Genomic DNA, 18,769 nt, shown 5'->3' with positions numbered 1-18,769 from the left:
CTCCCTGGAGTTCGAGTCAGAAAAATCGGTGTTTCTGCGCATCTGGGGCCCACTTCTTATATCCGCTCCCGTTCTTCCTGGTTGCTGTTGACCCGTTCCGTGGCAGGAAGGTCTTTTTTTCCAAATTTAAAGATGAGGGTCAGTGAAAAGTTGCGGTTCAGCTGCAGGTTGGCATATTTCTGCCGGATGCCGTTTACCACGGTGGTATAGGAAGCCCCGCTGGTGCCGAAAACATCCTGCAGATTGGCATTCAGCGAAAGCTTGTCGCGCCACAGCACTGCATTGAAACCGAGATCCAGGTTATAATAGGCGTCCGACTGGTTCACGAGTGTTACCTCCCGGAACTGGTACCAGAAATTAACCGCTGTTGACAGGGTTTTGCTGCTGTTCAGGTAAAAGTTATTGCTGCTGGAAAAATAGGCACCCCAGCCTTTCCGGCCTTCTACATAATCCAGCTTTGAATGACCACTGGTATAATAAATATTAAAAAGGGTATTGCTTTCCCACCATGGGATCGCTGAAAAATTATACGTTTCTGAAATACCAAAGCGGGAGCTATTGACAAAGTTTTTGGGTGTGCGCATCACAAAGTTGGTATCTACATGAGCAATAGTAATGTCGTCGAATCCATTATTGGTAAGCGCCACAAAGAAGGAACTGGTCAGTTTGTTTTTATAGTTGTGTTGCAGCTGGAAATTGCTGTTGTATTCCGGTTGCAGAAAGGGATTGCCCTCATAATAGCTGTACGCTGTAAGCAGCGAAATATAAGGGTTCAGGTTCCAGAACGTGGGGCGGCGCACGCGTTTATTATAGCTGAGCGCAAAACTGTTCTGATCATCCTTTCTGAAATTGACCAGGGCATTGGGGAATAATTTTACATAGTTGTTCTTATTACCCTGCTGCCGGATATAGGAATAGCCGCTGGTTTGGGTCAGCTCTCCCCGGAGACCAGCCTGAAAGGTCCAGCTGCCCGCTTCCCGGCTTCCGTTCAGATAAAGTGCCTGTGTATTTTCGGTGTATTTGTATTCATTGCTCAGCTGGCCATCATATATCTTATCGGCATCGGTTAACCGGTAATAGCGCATGTTGTTATAGGTTTCAATAAAATTGACCTTACCGCCCCATTGCAATTTTGCAAATCTTGTAGGAAACTCCATATCGGTTTTTACTGCATAGATATTGATGTTCTGCAGGGTGTTATTGTAAAAGCGGGCGGTGGAGGATTCAACCGGTTCGCCTTCCGGTGTAAAGGTCCGGGCTGTAACATCGGATTCATCGGTGCGGTAAAAGGTAAGAAAACTGCCGTCTACAGAAAGGGTCTTGCCGGTGGTGTCCAGTTTTGTTTTGTAATACAGATTGTAGGATTGTGACCGGGCCAGCGGTACATACGTGGCATAGGTGGTCAATACCGAATCGGTTTGGCCCCCGCCGTTGTAAAAATGATTGCGCACATAATCGGCACCGCCCTCAAAATACCTGGAAAAACCAACACTGAACCCGATCTGTGATTTTTTCGACAACTGGTAATCGGCGCCGGCATTGAGTACCAGGTTGTGCTGCTTGTAGTCGCCGGTGTCGCTCATGATCCAGGAGCGGTCGGGATAATATTCTTCCCACCGGAAACCGTACCGGTGGCGGATCCGGAAGAGATTGGCATTGGCATAAAGATTCCATTTACCGGAATTGTAATTGACGTTTCCGGTAACATCCAGTCCGGGATATTGCTGGTATTGTTTGTAGCCGGCCTGGATGCTGCCGTTATAACCCTGTTGTTTATTGCGTTTGGTAATGATATTGATCAACCCCGCATTTCCGGATGCATCATATGCAGCGGAGGGGCTGGTGATGATCTCGACTTTTGATACATTGCCGGCGGGGATGGATTTCAGATAATTGAGCAGGTCTTTTTGAGACAGCTGTAACAGGCGCCCGTCCTGCATCAGCTGCACTTCACCTTTCCCGGGTATCGATACGCGGTCGCCGTTCATCTGCAGCCCGGGGATCTTACCCAGGGTCTCTGCAATACTGTTGCTGACAACCGCCGGGTTCTCTGCAAGATTAACAACCGTTTTGTCGGGCTTTACCTCGATCAGCCGGGCTTTTCCGGTAATCACCACATCTTTTAAAAGCGTGCTGTTGGGCGTCAGGCGGATATGAAGTACTGTGTCATTTAGCAACTGCAGCGCCAGGGCCTGGTCCCGGTAACCAACCGCAGATACCTGCAGCAGGTATTTTTCTCCCGGTTTTAACTGATCAATATTGAATGCGCCTGATCCGTCGGCAATAATGTTCCGGACAGGCCGGCCACTGCTGTAAAATTCGATGGTGGCGGCGGCAACGGGTGTGTTGGTGTCTCCGCTTACTGTTCCTTTAACAGATAACTGGGCGCAAAGGTCAGAACAAAAAAAAACAAAAAGCCACAGGGCTACAATCTTCCTCATCCGTCAAAAATAAGGAATCACGGCTAAAGAGAAGACCGTACCGGCTGCCACAGAATGATTTACGCGCTGGTCCGGACAATGACAGATACCGGCCCGTATCTTTTACCGCTCTTTTTTTCCTTTAGAGATCTTATTAAATGCTTTTCTTGTGAGGATGGTCAGCTGGTTGTTCCTGCAATACCAGGTACAAACATAATTGGGGCCTGCAATATAATAAGTATTCCAGTTGGTAAGTTTTTGATAAAGCATCAGCGTGCAGATATCCGTTGCGGTGATCACAGAACCTGCCTGAAAGAATGGATTGATTCGGGGACAGGCCGGGCATGCAGCAAACAACAGCAGCAAAAGAAGGAAGGGCCTCATAAGCTTATTTTTCAGAATGAATGTATACTTATTTGCCGGTATTCTCATTGTTTTGTCAGCAATTCCCAGGTAGTCCCGATCTTAGGTAAAATGTTTTCCGAACAGCGGGACAATAAAGAATAGTTGCCGTAACTATCAGATAGTTATGATCTGCTTTTCCCGGGAGCAGCACAGGACGGAGGGCAGGGATCGCATCAGGTTCAGCGTGTTAATCATATTTTAATTACTTTAGCAGGCGTTTTGATGACGGTCGGTAAAATATGCTTTCTTTTATTGCTGAAGTAATATGAAGTGAATGCTTTTGTTCAGGCGATCTGCTTTGCTTTTGAACAATTTTTCTGATGCCTGTCCCATATCATATTGTTGCAAGGCGCTATAATTATACATTGAGAACCAGTCATGACATATTGTTTTTGCAAAACAGGGTGGCCTATTTGCAGGATGAAGCCGCCTATAAAAAACTGTTTTTCCATTTTCATCCTCTTTTATTAAAATTTGCCGATGCGATCCTTAACAACAGGGATGATGCGGAGGAGGTGGTGTCGGAAGTAATGCTGAAAGTATGGACGATGGGACGGGAGCTGAACTATGTTGAGAACCTTACCCTGTACCTGTATAAGGCTGCCCGTAATAGGGCATACGATTACCTGCGGAAACGGAACAGCAGTTTACCGGTTGTGGCGCTTTCGGGAGATGAAGAACAGCTGGCTGATCCCTCACACCCCGAACAGCAGCTGATGACCAATGAACTGGATCAGCATTTTCAGCAGGCGGTCCGTAAGCTGCCCAAACAAAGCCAGCTGGTTTTCCGCCTGGTAAAGGAGCAGGGGTTTAGCTATAAGCAGGTTACAGAAATACTGGAAATTTCGCAGAATACAGCGGAAACCCATATGCGGTTGGCGCTCAGAAAAATACGTATGGCGCTGGACGCTTATCTGGCGCAGCAAAAATAATTTTCTTCTTCCTTTCACGGCAGCCTTCCTTTTCAACGTCTCTTTGTATAAGAGTTATTATGCAATCTCCCAACGAGAACCGATTTTATGAATTGCTGTATCTGAAACTGACCGGCGAAGCCGGCGTGTCAGAATTAAAGGAACTGGAGCTGTTGCTTCAGACCGATCCGGGATACGGACTTCTGTACGATCAGTTACTGAAGCCGGAACCGGCATTGCCGGTTGCTGAAACGGAAGCGGCATACATGGCACATTACGTGAAGATGATGCAGGCAAAACCTTCAGTGCCGGAAACGGGTGCTGTTCCTGCACCGGTGAAGCGGTACGGAATAAGAAAAATGCTTCGCCTGGCAGTTGCGGCTTTGCTGGTACTGGTTGCAGGCGTAGCGTTGTGGATGCTGGCAGGCAGGAAGGAAGGCCTTACGCCGGTAAAAACAATCGCCGCAACGGAGCACGGGTCAAAATCCCGGCTTGTGTTACCGGACGGGACCGTCGTACATCTTAATACCAACAGCAACCTGAGCTATGGTGCGGGTTTCGGTCGGCAGACCCGGGAGGTATATCTGACCGGTGAAGCTTTTTTTGAAGTGGCGCATAACCGGAATGTGCCGTTTGTTGTTCATACTTCCGAGGCCGATATCAAGGTGCTGGGTACCGTATTTAATGTGCGGGACTATGATGATGAATCAAAAATGGAAACTTCACTGCTGAAGGGCAGCATTGAGCTGGCATTAACCAGTAACAAGGAGCGGAAGATCCGGCTGAGCCCTTCTGATAAAATCGTCATCGATAAACCGGCGGAGGGAAAAAGCTCGGATCCGAGAATGGTACGTGTGACAAATATAAATGTGGCGGACAGCGTAGTGCTGGAAACCTCCTGGCTGCACAACAAACTGGCCTTTGCTGATAAATCTTTCCCGGAGATCGCGCTGGATCTGAAACACCAGTTCGGGGCCGTGGTTATTTTCCGGAACCCGGAAGTGGAGCGATACCGCTATACCGGTGTCTTTGACGATACCAATGCGGAAGATATCCTGAAAATATTACAGATGATCAAACCATTCCAATATGAAATAAAGGATAAGGAGATCATAATTTTCTAACGATTAAATAGTTTTCAATGAACAGATCCACCTGACAGTATCAATAAAAAACAAAATGGAGAATGTTGCTGCATCCTCCACTTGAAAGTTTTAAACACGATTCTTAATTGGCTAAAACTCAATACAAATTTATGGAAAAAAGTAAACGTCTTTTTCCAAAAGGGGAACGTTTTCCCCTGCGGAAAATGATCCTGATTATGAAACTATCGATCTTTTTGCTTTTCACTGCTTTACAGGTATCGGCTGTCAATTATGCACAGGAAAAAATAAACCTGAAGGCAGACAATGTAAGTATCCAGGAAATCTTTAAAAAAATAGAAGATCAGACCCGGTACCGTTTCTTTTACAGCGCCGCCGACCTGCCGGTTGCGCAGAAGTTCTCGATCAATATCGTGAATGCCAATATCAGTCAGACCCTTTCCCGGCTGCTGAACGGTACCGCTATCAAATGGGAGGTACTCAACAACAGCAGGGTCATTCTTTCGCTGTCGGATGGGGCTGCTGCCGGAGCTGTACTGCTGAAGCCGGTTACGGGTACCGTGCAGAGCGATGCCGGTGCACCGGTGGCCGGGGCTTCTGTTAAAATAAAAGGTACCAACAGGGGAACTGTAACAGATGCTCAGGGAAAATTTACCATTGATGTGAAAGAAGGGGAAATACTGGAGATATCAGCCATTGGGTATACCAGTACAGAAATAACGGTGGGCGCAGCTGCATCTGTGACTGCAACATTGGTAACGGAGACCAAACAGATTGATGAAGTGGTTGTAGTGGGATATGGAACACAGAAGAAAGTAAACCTTACCGGTGCCGTGGCACAGGTAACCTCCAAACAGATCGAGAACCGTCCCATTACCAATACCACCAATGCATTGCAGGGTGTGATGCCGGGCGTAGTAGTGATCCAGAATAACGGGCAGCCGGGTAAAGATGTTGGTACCATACGGGTACGGGGTATTGGTACATTGAACAACTCGAGTCCGCTGGTGGTAGTGGACGGGGCCATTTCCTCCATGAATGCCGTAAACCCGAATGATATTGAAACCATCTCGGTATTAAAAGACGCCGCAGCTTCGGCCATTTATGGTTCTACTGCTGCAAATGGTGTTGTTTTAATTACCACCAAAAAAGGCAAAAAAGGACAGTCCGCCATCACCTACAACGGCTATGTGGGAAAGCAAAAGGCGGTCCGGCTGCCGGATTTCCTGCCCTCCTGGCAGGCGGCAAGTTTATACAACCAGGGCTTGCGGAATCAGGGCCAGGCTGCTGCCTATACGGATGAGCAGATACAGAAATTCAAAGACGGTTCTGATCCCTACAACTATCCCAATACCGACTGGCTGGATCTTTTCTACCAGGGCAACGGGATCCAGCAGAATCATTATCTGTCAATAGCCGGCGGTGGTGATAATACCCAGTACATGTTCTCATTGGGCTATTTTGATCAGAACGGTATCGTGGAAAACACCAATGCACAACGCTATACCAGCCGTTTGAACCTGACCTCGAAGATCAGTCAGCGCCTCAGCTTTAATGCCAATCTTTCGTATACCTATGCGCCGTTGCAGGAGCCTACCAATCCGTATACAAGGGATTTCTCACAGCTTTTCCGCCAGATCAACCGCATATCGCCCATCGTACCGTATAAGGATGCGAACGGGAATTACGGGTATATCTCAGACGGTTCCCCGATGGCCTGGCTGGAAAATGGTGGTTTTAACAAACAGCTGAACACCTCATTCCAGGGCATTGCCGGTATTACCTACGAGCCGCTGGCTGGTCTGAAGATCAAGCCACAACTGGCTTACCGTGCTACACAGAACCAGAATAAATTAAGGATATACGATATCCAGTACTATGATGCAGCCGGCAAACCCACAAAATACCAGGGGCCCAGCGAGCTGACGGATCACTGGGACAATGCGCTCTTCCTGAGCCCGCAGCTGACCGTGGATTACAGCAAACAAATCGACAAACATAATTTCACCGCATTGGCAGGGGCACTTACAGAGTATACGAAGTTCTCTGTGGACGAAGCCTACCGTAAAAATTTTCTGAATAATGCATTGAATGAACTGAACGGGGGAAGCTCCGATGGGCAAAGATCAACGAGCGGTACACCGAACACTTCTTATCCCGGGGTCCCTTACGAACTGGCAAAAGAATCGTTCTTCGGAAGGATCACCTATAACTACGACAGCCGGTACCTCCTGGAGGCAAACCTTCGGTATGACGGATCGTCCCGGTTCCGGAAGGAAGACCGCTGGGGGGCTTTTCCTTCTTTCTCTGCGGGCTGGAATATCTCCAGGGAAGCATTTTTTGGCAATTTAAGCAATGTGTTTTCCAACCTGAAGCTGCGGGCTTCCTGGGGTAAACTGGGGAATGATTACACCGTAAGCGATAATGGTACCCTGACCTACTACCCGGCAATAGCCACCATCAGCACCGAACAGGATTATACTTTTAACGGGGTGCCTGCAGTGGGTGTGGCACCCGTTATCGGTGCCAACCCTTTTATCACCTGGGAAAAAATCAGCGAAAGCAATATCGGACTGGACGCCGGCTTTCTGAATAACAAGCTGAACATTACAGCCGACTATTTCATAAAGAGCACGGATGATATCCTGCTGAACCTGCCGGTTAGCCCGATCTACGGTTTAACTGCACCTACCGCAAATGCCGGTAAGGTGCGGAATACCGGACTGGAAGTAGGAGTGGATTATCAAGCCAGGGTCGGTGAGGTATCGCTGGGCCTTAATGCCAATGCCGCATTTATTAAGAACAGGGTGATGGATCTGAAAGATGCCGGTCCGATCATCGACGGATATAAGATCACGCAGACCGGATTACCCATCAACTCATTTTATGGATACCTGGTAGACGGGATCTTTCAGAACCAGGCAGAAGTGGATGCCAGTGCCAAACTGGCCAACACAGCGCCCGGTGATCTGAAATACCGCGACATCAGCGGTCCGAACGGAACACCGGACGGGGAGATCAGTTCCTATGACCGGACCTATCTGGGCAGTTATTTTCCAAAGATCTCCTATGGCTTTACACTGGATGCCGGATGGAAAGGGTTTGATGTGTCTGCTTTTTTCCAGGGGGCAGGTGGTGTAAAGGGTTTTGTGCAGGGCGAAGTGCTGGGGCAGATCTCCAACAGCACCGGCAAGCCTACGTCTGTATGGCTGGACAGCTGGACACCTGAGAATACCGGTGCCGCCTATCCGCGCGTGCTGACCACACAAACACAGAATGCGGCAATACAAAACCCTTCCTCTTTCTGGGTGCGGAAGGCGGATTACCTGCGGTTTAAAAATTTACAGATCGGTTATTCATTCAGTGATCAGTTATTGAGCCGGATCGGTATTAAAAAGCTGAGGATCTATTACAGCGGGCAGAATATCGCCACTTTCACCAGCTTCTTCAAATGGGTGGACCCTGAAGCGCCTGCGGGAGAAAGGGGATACACCTATCCCCAGGTAAAAGTGAATACGATCGGTGTGAACGTTACTTTTTAATCCAGATTTAAACTTAATGAAAATGAAAAGAATTCTTTTATATATATGTTTGGTGTTGCTGGTAACATCCTGTAAAAAAGGCTTTTTGGACCGGGATCCCCTTGATGCCTATAATAATGACCAGTTGTGGAAAAGCGAGAATGATGTAGTTGCAGCTCTGAACGGATGTTACAACGGGTGGGAATCTGCACAGAATATCTACTACATGGATTGTGCTTCTGATAACGCCTATGGTCAGTACCCCTGGGAAGGGTATACGGCCCTTGGAAACGGAACGGTAACACCGTCTGACGGGGATGCTGCCACAAGATGGAACTTCGGTGTGGTGCAGAAATGCAACTGGTTCCTGGCCAACATCGACCAGTATCCCGGCACGCTCGAACGGAAAGATCAGTATAAGTCTGAAGCGCGCTTTCTGCGGGCTTACCAGTTTTTTATTATGAGCCAGTTGTACGGAGATGTGCCATTGGTTTTAAAAAATATAACCACAGATGAGGCCAACAAAATGAACCGGGATAAAAAGGCGGATGTGGTGGCATTCGTATTGAAGGAACTGGGTGAAGCTGCTGCTGCGCTTCCCGCCACCTATGATAATGCCAGCAAAGGACGCATCACAAAAGGCGCGGCCCTGTCGCTGAAAGCACGGGTGGAATTGTATAACGGAAACTACCAGGATGCGGTAACGGATTATCAGGCGGTGATGGAACTGGGGTATAAGCTGTATCCCAGCTATGCAGACCTGTTCCGGATCGGGAATGAAAACAATTCGGAAGTAATACTGGATGTGCAGTACATTACGGATAAATATAATAATACACAGGTCGGAGTAATGCCTTCCAATGGTGCGGGCGGCTGGAGCTCCATCGACCCGTTGCAGGAACTGGTGGATGCTTATGAAATGAAGAATGGCAAGACCATTACAGAAACAGGATCCGGCTATAATGCCAATAACCCTTATGCCAACCGTGATCCCCGGCTTACCACCACCATCCAATGCTCCGGTCAGCCTTCCTATAACGGCGGCTTTTTCAATAGTCTTGATGCGGCGATAGGTGGTAATGCCAATGCTGATTATTATCTCGCCAATAATAATACATCTCCCACGGGTTATGTTGTAAGAAAGTATATTTCCAACCTGGCGGAACTGGGCAGCGATATGTGGAATACCGGGCTGAACGTGATCGTGATCCGCTATGCCGAAGTATTACTGGGCTATGCGGAAGCCAAGATAGAGCTGGGACAGACCGACAACTCGGTATATGATGCGATTGACCTCGTACGCCAGCGGGCTGGTTTGCCTAAAACAGACCGGGCCGCTTACGGCAGTCCGGCGGCCCTGAGAACGCTTGTAAGAAGGGAACGCCGGGTGGAACTGGCGATGGAAGGGTTACGCTTTTTTGATGTGCAGCGATGGAAGATCGGTCCTGCTGTTATGAATAAGGCGGTTTACGGAACCCGTCCGGGCTCGGTGAATATGACGACCGGTGTTATCACCTTTTCGTCTGCCAACTATACCAGGGTGGAAAACCGCTTCTTTGCGGATAAGAATTATTTGTGGCCGATACCACAGAAAGATGTGGATGTGCACCATGATCCGTCGTACCAGAATCCGGGATATTAATCATAAAGCGGGACGTTGATTTCAACGTCCCGCTTTTTTATCTGAAACCACGCGCAAGCTGGTGTGGTTAATATTCTCCAAATACTTCCACCAGTGTGCCAGCAATTTCTCCGAGCGTACATTTTGCTTCAACGGCTTCGATCACTGACGGCATGATGTTTTCCGTTCCGGAAGCTTTTGACCGGAGGGCGGACAGGAGCTTATCGCATTGCGCCTGGTTGCGGTTATTACGCAGCTGTTCCAGTTTTTGTTTTTGCAGGGCACCAATACTGTCATCGACCTTAAATATCGGGGTGGTATTTGTTTCTTCTGCCTGGAATCGGTTAACCCCTACAATGACCTTCTCACCGGCTTCAATTTTCTGCTGGTATTCGTAGGCACTGCGTGCGATGGCGTCCTGCATAAAACCTTCTTCGATGGCTGCAATGCTGCCGCCCATGGCGTCGATCTGATCGATGAGGGCCTGTGCTTTTTGTTCCATTTCGCTGGTAAGTGCTTCTACAAAATAGGAGCCTGCCAGGGGATCGACGGTATCCACCACACCACTTTCGAAAGCAACGATCTGTTGCGTCCGCAGGGCGATGCGTGCTGCTTCTTCGGTGGGCAGGCTTAATGCTTCATCAAAGCCATTGGTATGCAGCGACTGAGTGCCACCCAGCACGGCGGCCAGTGTTTGTATCGTTACCCTTGAGATGTTGTTTTGCGGTTGCTGGGCGGTAAGGGTGCTGCCACCGGTTTGTGTGTGAAAGCGCAGCATCTGCGCCTTGGGATCGGTAGCCCCCAGGTCTTTCATGATCCGGGCCCACATCCGGCGCGCCGCGCGGAACTTGGCCACTTCTTCAAACAGGTTGTTGTGCGCATTAAAAAAGAAGGAAAGCCGCTTGCCGAATACATTGATGTCCAACCCCTTTTCCAGTGCAGCTTTTACATACGCTTTTCCATTGCTTAACGTGAATGCGATTTCCTGTGCTGCGGTACTGCCGGCTTCGCGGATGTGATAACCGCTGATGGAAATGGTATTCCATTTGGGCAGTTCTTTTGAACACCATTCAAAGATATCGGTGATGATCCGCATGGAAGGTTTGGGCGGATAGCGATAAGTGCCTCTTGCGGCATATTCTTTCAGAATATCGTTCTGGATGGTGCCGGATATTTTTGACAGGTCAGCCCCCTGGGTCTTTGCCTGCGCCACATACAGGGCCAGCAAAATAAAAGCAGTAGCGTTAATGGTCATGCTGGTAGATACTTCTTCCAGCCGGATGCCGTTGAACAGCTCTGCCATATCTTCAATACTGTCGATGGCCACACCTACTTTTCCCACCTCGCCTTCTGCGAGGGGATGGTCGCTGTCGTAACCGATCTGCGTGGGGAGATCAAAGGCCACGCTTAATCCCATTACGCCCTGCGACAATAAATAATGATACCGTTTATTGCTTTCTGCGGCTGTGCTGAAGCCGGCATACTGGCGCATGGTCCATAGCCGGCCGCGGTACATATCGGGTTGTATTCCGCGGGTAAACGGGAATTTTCCCGGCAGCTCCTGCTCCTGTTGCGGTGCGTCATCAGCCGTGTACAGGGTGTTTACCGGTATGTCGCTGTCTGTATAGATTTTTTTTTCTTCCATGTTATTTTTTTACTGATGCGTCCATAATAAGCGGCTGACACCTGAATGCTTAAAGCTGATAGCTGATCGCTTCAGCCTGTCGCCCTATGCACCACAGCACAAGTGTGCGACGCAACACCGATGCCCTCTGTTCTGCTGCCCGGTCCATAAAAAACAGGGTTGCACCAGTCTGAGAATTGTTTCGCATCAATTTCGGGGAGGTAAATATATGAACACTTGTTCGTTTCAGAAAACAGTCTTTTATATTTGTGGAAACAAAACGATGCACGCATGGATTTTCAATTGTCAGAAGAGCAAAAAATGATTCAGCAGGCCGCCCGGGATTTTGCCAACCAGGAATGCCTTCCGGGGGTGATCGAACGCGATGAGCAACAGAAATTTCCTAAGGAGCAGATCGAGAAACTGGCCGACCTCGGCTTTATGGGCATGATGGTAAAGCCGGAATACGGAGGTGCGGGGCTGGATACGATCAGTTATGTGCTGGCAATGGAGGAGATCTCAAAAGTGGATGCCAGCGTAAGTGTTTGCATGAGTGTGAACAACAGCCTGGTTTGCTATGGGTTGCAGGAATTTGGCACGGAAGAACAGAAACAAAAATACCTGGTGCCCCTGGCGCAGGGGAAAAAAGACGGGCAGCTTTATATCGGGGCTTTTTTACTGAGTGAGCCGGAAGCAGGCAGCGACGCCACTTCCCAGCAAACCACGGCGGAAGATAAAGGCGATCATTATATTTTGAACGGCACCAAGAACTGGATCACCAATGGCAGCAGCGCTTCCGTTTACCTGGTGATTGCCCAGACCGACCGGTCGAAGGGCTCCAAAGGGATCAATGCGTTCATCGTGGAAAAAAGCTGGCCGGGTGTTACGGTGGCTGCAAAAGAAAATAAGCTGGGCATCCGGGGAAGTGATACCCATACGATCCTTTTATCGGATGTAAAAGTACCAAAGGGAAACCGGATCGGGGAGGATGGCTTTGGATTTAAGTTTGCGATGAAAACACTGGCCGGAGGCCGCATTGGTATTGCCTCCCAGGCCCTGGGCATCGCGGGCGGTGCGTTTGAACGGGCAAGGAATTATGCGAAAACGCGGAAATCCTTTGGCACGGAAATTATGAACCACCAGGTAATTGCCTTTAAGCTGGCGGATATGGCGCTGAAAATTGAAGCAGCGCGCCTGTTGTGTTTGAAAGCGGCCTGGGAAAAAGATCAGCACCTGAATTATGATATCAGTTCGTCGATGGCAAAACTCTATGCTTCTGAGACTGCGATGTGGGCAGCCGTGGAAGCCGTGCAGGTGCATGGCGGGTATGGTTTTGTAAAGGAATACCATGTGGAGCGGCTGATGCGTGATGCCAAGATCACCCAGATCTATGAAGGCACCAGCGAGGTGCAGCGGATCGTGATCAGCAGGGGGATCCTGAAGTAGTTTGAACCATGAACCATTAAGGCATTAAGGATCATTTAGGGGCCTGGTGGTTCTGAACTTCTAATGGTTTAAGTGCCGGATCATGACAGGAGGAGGATCTTGAAGCAGGGTGCTTTTTTGTGTATTGGCGTTCCTTGCGGTTAGAATTTAATTGTGAAGTGCGCAGGGGATCCGCAAAGTCCGAAAAGGAGAAAGACCTCCGCCAGATATTTATGTGAACCTTGCGCATGCTTAGTGTTCCTTTCACTTAAAATTTGCCACGAAGGGCGTGAAGCGCCAAAAAGATCGTTACGGAGTGGCGAAGCCGCTACAGCGACTGCAAAAAAACCGTGCTGCTGTGTTTCGGCGGCTTATTCTCTATGCACAATCGTTTGCGCATTTTTTAGCGGTACGATCCGCGAGCCAGAGCGGAAATAATCTGTATTTTACCGCAATCATCAAATCATATGAATATGAGAATCGGACTGCTTATTGTTTGTTTTTGCGGATGGCTGGCTGCCGGGGCGCAAACTCCGGATCTGCAACAGGTCGAAAAAGATCTGAAGGTTTTTAAAACGCCCCTGGCGCTGGAATTAAAAAAACGCGTAAAGAAAAAAGATATTGAACGAATCAATGACCCGCAGCTGAAGGCTGCTGCCTTGCTAATGGCGGATAAAAAATACCAAACGGACTACCGCGTAGCCGATTATTCCGCCTGGCTGAAGCCCACCACACTCGGCAGGGAGCTGATGATCGGAGATGGTTACAGTAAATATGAAGGCATTACCGGTATTTATCTTCCCGTTGGCCGACAGGTTGTACTGGTCGATGGGATCCCCAAAGGAAAGGAAATACGGCTGCTGGTACCCAACTGGAACCGCCGCGCGCCGGAAGGTATAGAGCCCACAAAAGATCCTGCCGGATGGGGCATCAAACGGCAGGAGTTCCCGTTAAAGAACGGCGTGAATATTATTGAGCTGAAACAGAACGACGGACTGGCCTATATCGATTACTATTCCGATACACCGGAGAAGGAACGGCCCGTGCGCGTGCATTTTGTAAACGGAAAAGTGAACGGTTACTTTGATATTACTAAGAATAACGATGCCGACTGGAACCAACTGATCGATCATGCTATTTACCCGGTGATCGATGCAAAAGGACGGCATATACAGATTGCGTATCCTGCGGAAGATTGTAAGAAATACGCATACGGAAGGGGCGTGGAGCTCATCAGCAATTACGACTCGCTGGTGTACCGTCAGCACCGCATTCTCGGGCTGATCAAATACAATAAAGTGCCGAAGAATCACATACTGGCGCGGGTGAACTACAATTACTATATGTTCCGCGACGGGGACGGCGTGGCCTATATGGGTACCAAGCCGGGCAATGCCATGCCGCTGGTTGCAGACCCTTCCCGAGTAATAAAAGGAGATCCCTGCTGGGGCTTTAGTCATGAAGTAGGGCATGTGCACCAGCTGCGGCCTTATCTCAACTGGGGCGGACTGGGAGAAGTGAGCAATAATATCTTTTCCCTTTATGGAACCACATCTTTCGGGAATAAAAGCCGCGTATCCGAACAAAAAAGTTACCAGAAGGCGCGCGACAGCATCATTGCCCGCAAGATCTGTTACCTGCAGGATAAGGATGTATTCAACCGGCTGATCCCTTTCTGGCAGCTGCAGCTTTATTTTACCGGTCCGGGCGGATATGCCGATTTTTATCCGGATCTTTTTGAAGCCTTTCGTCAGCAGGGCGCTGCTGAAACCGGCAAAGAACACCGTTCCGGCGGATGGGGCAACCGGGGTAAGAATCCCGCGGCCTACCAGCTGAATTTTGTAAAAACAGTTTGTACAGTGGGGAAAACGGACCTTACGGATTTCTTTGATAAATATGGTTTTTTCTATGTAGGGAAGTTTGAATTTGGCGATTACGGTAATTACAATTACGAAATGACGGAGGAGATGGTCAATGCCTGTAAAAAAGAGATCGCTGCCATGAACCTGCCGAAACCTAAAGTGGATCTGACGACGCTGGAGGATTAACCGGTGAGGTGATTAAGAAGCGAGAATTGAGAGTTGAGAAGTGAGATCTGAAGTCTGATATCTCAACTCTGAGGTCTGATGTCTCAATGCTGAACTCTGATATTTGGTACTGCTGTCTCTGACGGAATGCGTATTTTTACCTTATGTCGGTAAACGAAAGAAATTATAAAGAGATCCTGGCGAGAACGGAAGCGGCAGGAGCGGTACTGGTAGCGGTTTCCAAGGTAAAGCCGGTAAGCGATATAAAGGCCCTTTACGATCTGGGCCAGCGGGATTTCGGAGAGAATTATGTTCAGGAGCTGGTAGAAAAACAGGCGCTGCTGCCGGGCGATATCCGCTGGCATTTTATCGGTCATCTGCAATCCAATAAAGTAAAATACATTGCACCGTTTGTGCACCTGATCCATGGCGTGGATAGTTTTAAGCTGCTCGAGGAGATCGATAAGCAAGCGGCCAAAAATAACCGGGTTATTGATTGCCTGTTGCAGGTGCATGTGGCGCAGGAAGCGACAAAATTCGGATTCGACAGTGAGGAAGTCGTGCTGCTGCTGGATACCATTGACAAATACAAACAATTGAACAAACTGCAGCATGTGAATATTTGTGGCTTAATGGCCATGGCTAGTTTTACCGATGACCTGGAAAAGCTCAAACAGGAATTTGCGACGATGAAAGCCCTTTCCGAAAAAAATGCTGAACGACGAACGTTAAAGGTTAAACCTGAAACGCTTTCCATGGGCATGAGCGGCGATTATGAACTGGCGCTGGAATACGGAAGCACGATGATACGGGTGGGCAGTCTGTTGTTTGGTGCGCGGGGGTAATACCTACTAAGCAACAAAGGCCCGGAGACGCACGAAAAGAAGATGTAGGAATCTTAGTGTTACTTAGTGTCTTAGTGCCTCAGTGACAAAACAGCCACGAAGTCTCAAAGGCTCAAAGACACACGAAGGGAAGGTATAGGAGTGGTAGTGTTTCCTGATGTCTTAGCGTCTTGGTGGCAAAACGGCCACGAAGACTCAAAGGCTCAAAGATACACGAAGGGAAGGCATAGGAGTCTTAGTGCTACTTAGTGTCTTAGCGTCTTGGTGGCAAAACAGCCACGAAGTCTCAAAGGTCCAAAGACGCACGAAGGAAGGGAGTAAGAGTCTTAGTGCTACTTAGTGTCTTAGCGGCTTGGTGGTAAAAAGGCCACGAAGACTCAAAGGCTCAAAGACATACGAAGGGAAGGCATAGGAGTGGTAGTGTTTCCCGGTGTCTTAGTGCCTCAGTGGCAAAACGGCCACGAAGTCTCAAAGGTCCAAAGACGCACGAAGGGAAGGCATAAGAGTGGTAGTGTTTCCTGGTGTCTTAGCGGCTTGGTGGTAAAACGGCCACGAAGACTCAAAGGTCCAAAGACGCACGGAGAGAAGGTATAGCAGTCTTAGTGTTTCTTGGTGTCTTAGTGCCTCAGTGGCAAAACAGCCACGAAGACTCAAAGGCTCAAAGACGCACGAAGAGAAGGTATAGCAGTCTTAGTGCTACTTAGTGTCTTAGCGTCTTGGTGGCAAAACAGCCACGAAGACTGAAAGGCTCAAAGACGCACGAAGAGAAGGTATAGGAGTGGTAGTGTTTCCTGGTGTCTTAGCGTCTTGGTGGCAAAACGGCCACGAAGACTCAAAGGCTCAAAGACGCACGAAGAGAAGGTATAGGCGTCTTAGTGCTGCTTAGTGTCTTAGCGTCTTGGTGGCAAAACGGCCACGAAGACTCAAGGCTCAAAGACACACGAAGGGAAGGCATAGGAGTCTTAGTGTTTCTTGGTGCCTTAGTGCCTCAGTGGCAAAATGATCACAAAGTCTCAAAGGCCCATATCTTCTAAAACCGCGTATACGCCGCTACCTGGATCACGCTGTTCATGGTATTGGAGGAAGCGCCCTTCACGGCCTGGTTCAGATAACCGGCTTCAATATCGAATTTTGGAGAAGTCCGGTACCCCACTGCAATATAGGCACGGTTCTGGTCGAAGAAAGAACCATTCAGCCGGTCCTTGTTCTGAAGATTAAAGAACAACTCATTCTGTAAAGCAACAAAGGGTCCTTTTCTAAATCCCTGTTCTGTTCTCACCAATGGCTGCACATCGCGGAAGAAATACCGGAAGCGCTGGGAAAAAATATCTTCATCCGTTCTGCCGATAAACCGTTGCTCGAGCCGGAAACGGTGACTGAGCGATCCGGTAAACACCGGATGACTGATGGTATATTGCTCCCAGATCCGGTGCTCGGTCAATGTCTTTCCATTTGTGATATCCGGCGCCGGAAAGGTAGGGGTATACAGGTATCCCCCGGTGGCAGTCTGGTTGGATTTGATATAATAATTTACACCCGGCCGTAACAAGACGTTGCGGATCCCGTTCCAGTCATCATGGGTACGTACCTGTATGTCAAAATACAGGCCCCATTTTTTACTCAGTTTGGCATTATTGAACCAGGCAGCCCAGCCGGTCTGTTCATAACGGGTCTGGCAAAATACAATCAGGGGCAGGGCAAATGAGAGCAGCAGAAGGAGTGTCCTTAAAATCATTTTTTATCAGATGGATTGGTTCAAAAATAGCGGGATTTTTTTTAAAACAGTCTGAATGTATAAATTGTTTAAATTTGAGTATAGAAAAAACACTTATGAAACACCTGCTGCCTGCGCTGCTGCTATTTTGCTGGAGCTGTACAAAAAACAAACCGGAGAATAAAATACCATCTCCAGATGACACCCCGCATCTTAAAAATTATTCAAAAACACTTCTTATTGCCAACTGGAATGTTGAATGGTTCGGGACCACGTTGTACGGCCGGAACCCGGAACTCCAGGCGCTGAACGCGGGCAGGGTCTTAAAATACCTGGCTGCGGATCTTTATGGCATCTGTGAGGTAGTGGATACTGCCCGTTTCGGCAAGATGATCCGTGATCATCTCGGTAATGAGTTTAATTATGTGATCAGCCCTTATCCCAGGATCGATCAGAAGCTGGCCTTTGTATTTAATAAGAATATTTTCAGGAATGTTTCTGCGCGTCCGTTTATGAGCCAGAGCACTACAGCGGCTGTCAGCTTCGCTTCAGGGCGGTTCCCTTTTTTATTGAGTGCGGAAGTTGTGGTGAACGGAAGAAGGAACCAGGTGAACTTTATATTGATGCATGCAAAAGCAAATGCCGATACGGAGGCATACAACCGGAGAAAAGAGGGCAGTGCCGAGCTGAAGGACAGTCTGGATGCTTATTTTAACGGAGCTCATTGTATGGTGTTCGGTGATTTTAATGATCAGTTTAACGGAAGCATTGTACGGGGCAATCCCTCTCCCTATAAAAATTTTCTGGATGACAGCAGCCGGTACAAAGCACTTACATTGCCTTTAAATGCTCCCGGTTATCAATCGACACTTTCTTTTGCCAATTCGGTCATCGATCAGCAGCTGGTCTCGGGAGAACTGCGCCGCTGGTATAAAAACAATTCGGTCAAAATAAGAACGGATGTCTACTCCGTGGTGCCGGACTATGGCGAACGTTCCACATCCGATCATTATCCGGTCACTTCTGCTTATGATATAACGGAATAAAACGCGTGCCAGCAGTAATTTGTTCCTGTAAAGCCGGATAGGCCATCAGAGCTACCCGAAAGTGACTGATTTACTGAGCGTTAAAAAAACAGGGATCGCTTAGAGAA

12 protein-coding genes are annotated in these 18,769 nt (G+C 48.5%); 8 read left to right on the top strand and 4 right to left on the bottom strand.

Going from position 1 to position 18,769, the window contains the following annotated elements; translation table 11 throughout:
* Positions 1–56: 56 nt before the first annotated feature.
* Together K7B07_RS00305 and K7B07_RS00300 are read right to left on the bottom strand one after the other, a co-directional pair.
* Positions 57–2,441 (bottom strand): outer membrane beta-barrel protein, encoded by a 2,385-nt coding sequence (locus K7B07_RS00305; protein WP_223706387.1) that lies wholly within the window; start codon positions 2,439–2,441, stop codon positions 57–59.
* A gap of 102 nt (positions 2,442–2,543) precedes the next feature.
* Complete coding sequence (locus K7B07_RS00300) at positions 2,544–2,804, bottom strand: hypothetical protein (RefSeq protein WP_223706385.1); 261 nt, start codon at positions 2,802–2,804, stop codon at positions 2,544–2,546.
* A 341-nt stretch (positions 2,805–3,145) separates the two neighbouring features.
* Here K7B07_RS00300 and K7B07_RS00295 point away from each other — a divergent pair, with 341 nt between their 5' ends.
* The 4 genes from K7B07_RS00295 (at position 3,146) to K7B07_RS00280 (ending at position 10,002) form a co-directional block, all read left to right on the top strand.
* Positions 3,146–3,757: an RNA polymerase sigma factor gene (locus tag K7B07_RS00295; RefSeq protein ID WP_223706383.1), complete on the top strand. Its 612-nt coding sequence runs from the start codon at positions 3,146–3,148 to the stop codon at positions 3,755–3,757.
* Positions 3,758–3,816: 59 nt separating this feature from the next.
* Complete coding sequence (locus K7B07_RS00290) at positions 3,817–4,860, top strand: FecR family protein (protein WP_223706381.1); 1,044 nt, start codon at positions 3,817–3,819, stop codon at positions 4,858–4,860.
* Positions 4,861–4,991: 131 nt separating this feature from the next.
* Positions 4,992–8,381, top strand: coding sequence for a TonB-dependent receptor (locus tag K7B07_RS00285; protein WP_223706379.1), 3,390 nt, complete (start codon positions 4,992–4,994; stop codon positions 8,379–8,381).
* 22 nt (positions 8,382–8,403) lie between these two features.
* Positions 8,404–10,002, top strand: a complete 1,599-nt coding sequence (locus tag K7B07_RS00280; protein WP_223706377.1) for a RagB/SusD family nutrient uptake outer membrane protein — start codon at positions 8,404–8,406, stop codon at positions 10,000–10,002.
* A 67-nt stretch (positions 10,003–10,069) separates the two neighbouring features.
* Here the strand turns inward: K7B07_RS00280 and K7B07_RS00275 are convergent, their stop codons facing one another.
* Positions 10,070–11,626 (bottom strand): acyl-CoA mutase large subunit family protein, encoded by a 1,557-nt coding sequence (locus tag K7B07_RS00275; RefSeq protein ID WP_223706375.1) that lies wholly within the window; start codon positions 11,624–11,626, stop codon positions 10,070–10,072.
* A 270-nt stretch (positions 11,627–11,896) separates the two neighbouring features.
* Between K7B07_RS00275 and K7B07_RS00270 the strand changes: the two genes are divergently transcribed.
* From K7B07_RS00270 to K7B07_RS00260, 3 genes are all read left to right on the top strand, one after another.
* The gene (locus K7B07_RS00270; protein ID WP_223706373.1) at positions 11,897–13,051 is read left to right on the top strand and encodes an acyl-CoA dehydrogenase family protein; all 1,155 of its coding nucleotides are present in this window, start codon (positions 11,897–11,899) and stop codon (positions 13,049–13,051) included.
* A 452-nt stretch (positions 13,052–13,503) separates the two neighbouring features.
* Complete coding sequence (locus tag K7B07_RS00265) at positions 13,504–15,078, top strand: M60 family metallopeptidase (RefSeq protein WP_223706371.1); 1,575 nt, start codon at positions 13,504–13,506, stop codon at positions 15,076–15,078.
* Positions 15,079–15,221: 143 nt separating this feature from the next.
* The gene (locus K7B07_RS00260; RefSeq protein WP_223706370.1) at positions 15,222–15,902 is read left to right on the top strand and encodes a YggS family pyridoxal phosphate-dependent enzyme; all 681 of its coding nucleotides are present in this window, start codon (positions 15,222–15,224) and stop codon (positions 15,900–15,902) included.
* A 1,030-nt stretch (positions 15,903–16,932) separates the two neighbouring features.
* Here K7B07_RS00260 and K7B07_RS00255 read toward each other — a convergent pair.
* Positions 16,933–17,637, bottom strand: a complete 705-nt coding sequence (locus K7B07_RS00255; protein WP_223706368.1) for a DUF2490 domain-containing protein — start codon at positions 17,635–17,637, stop codon at positions 16,933–16,935.
* A gap of 74 nt (positions 17,638–17,711) precedes the next feature.
* Between K7B07_RS00255 and K7B07_RS00250 the strand changes: the two genes are divergently transcribed.
* On the top strand, positions 17,712–18,662 hold the full coding sequence (locus K7B07_RS00250) for an exonuclease/endonuclease/phosphatase family protein (protein ID WP_223706366.1): 951 nt from the start codon (positions 17,712–17,714) through the stop codon (positions 18,660–18,662).
* Positions 18,663–18,769 lie beyond the last annotated feature (107 nt).

Origin of the sequence: Niabella beijingensis (genome assembly GCF_020034665.1) — a bacterium.
GTDB lineage: Bacteria > Bacteroidota > Bacteroidia > Chitinophagales > Chitinophagaceae > Niabella > Niabella beijingensis.
This window is presented reverse-complemented; position numbering and strand designations above follow the sequence as displayed.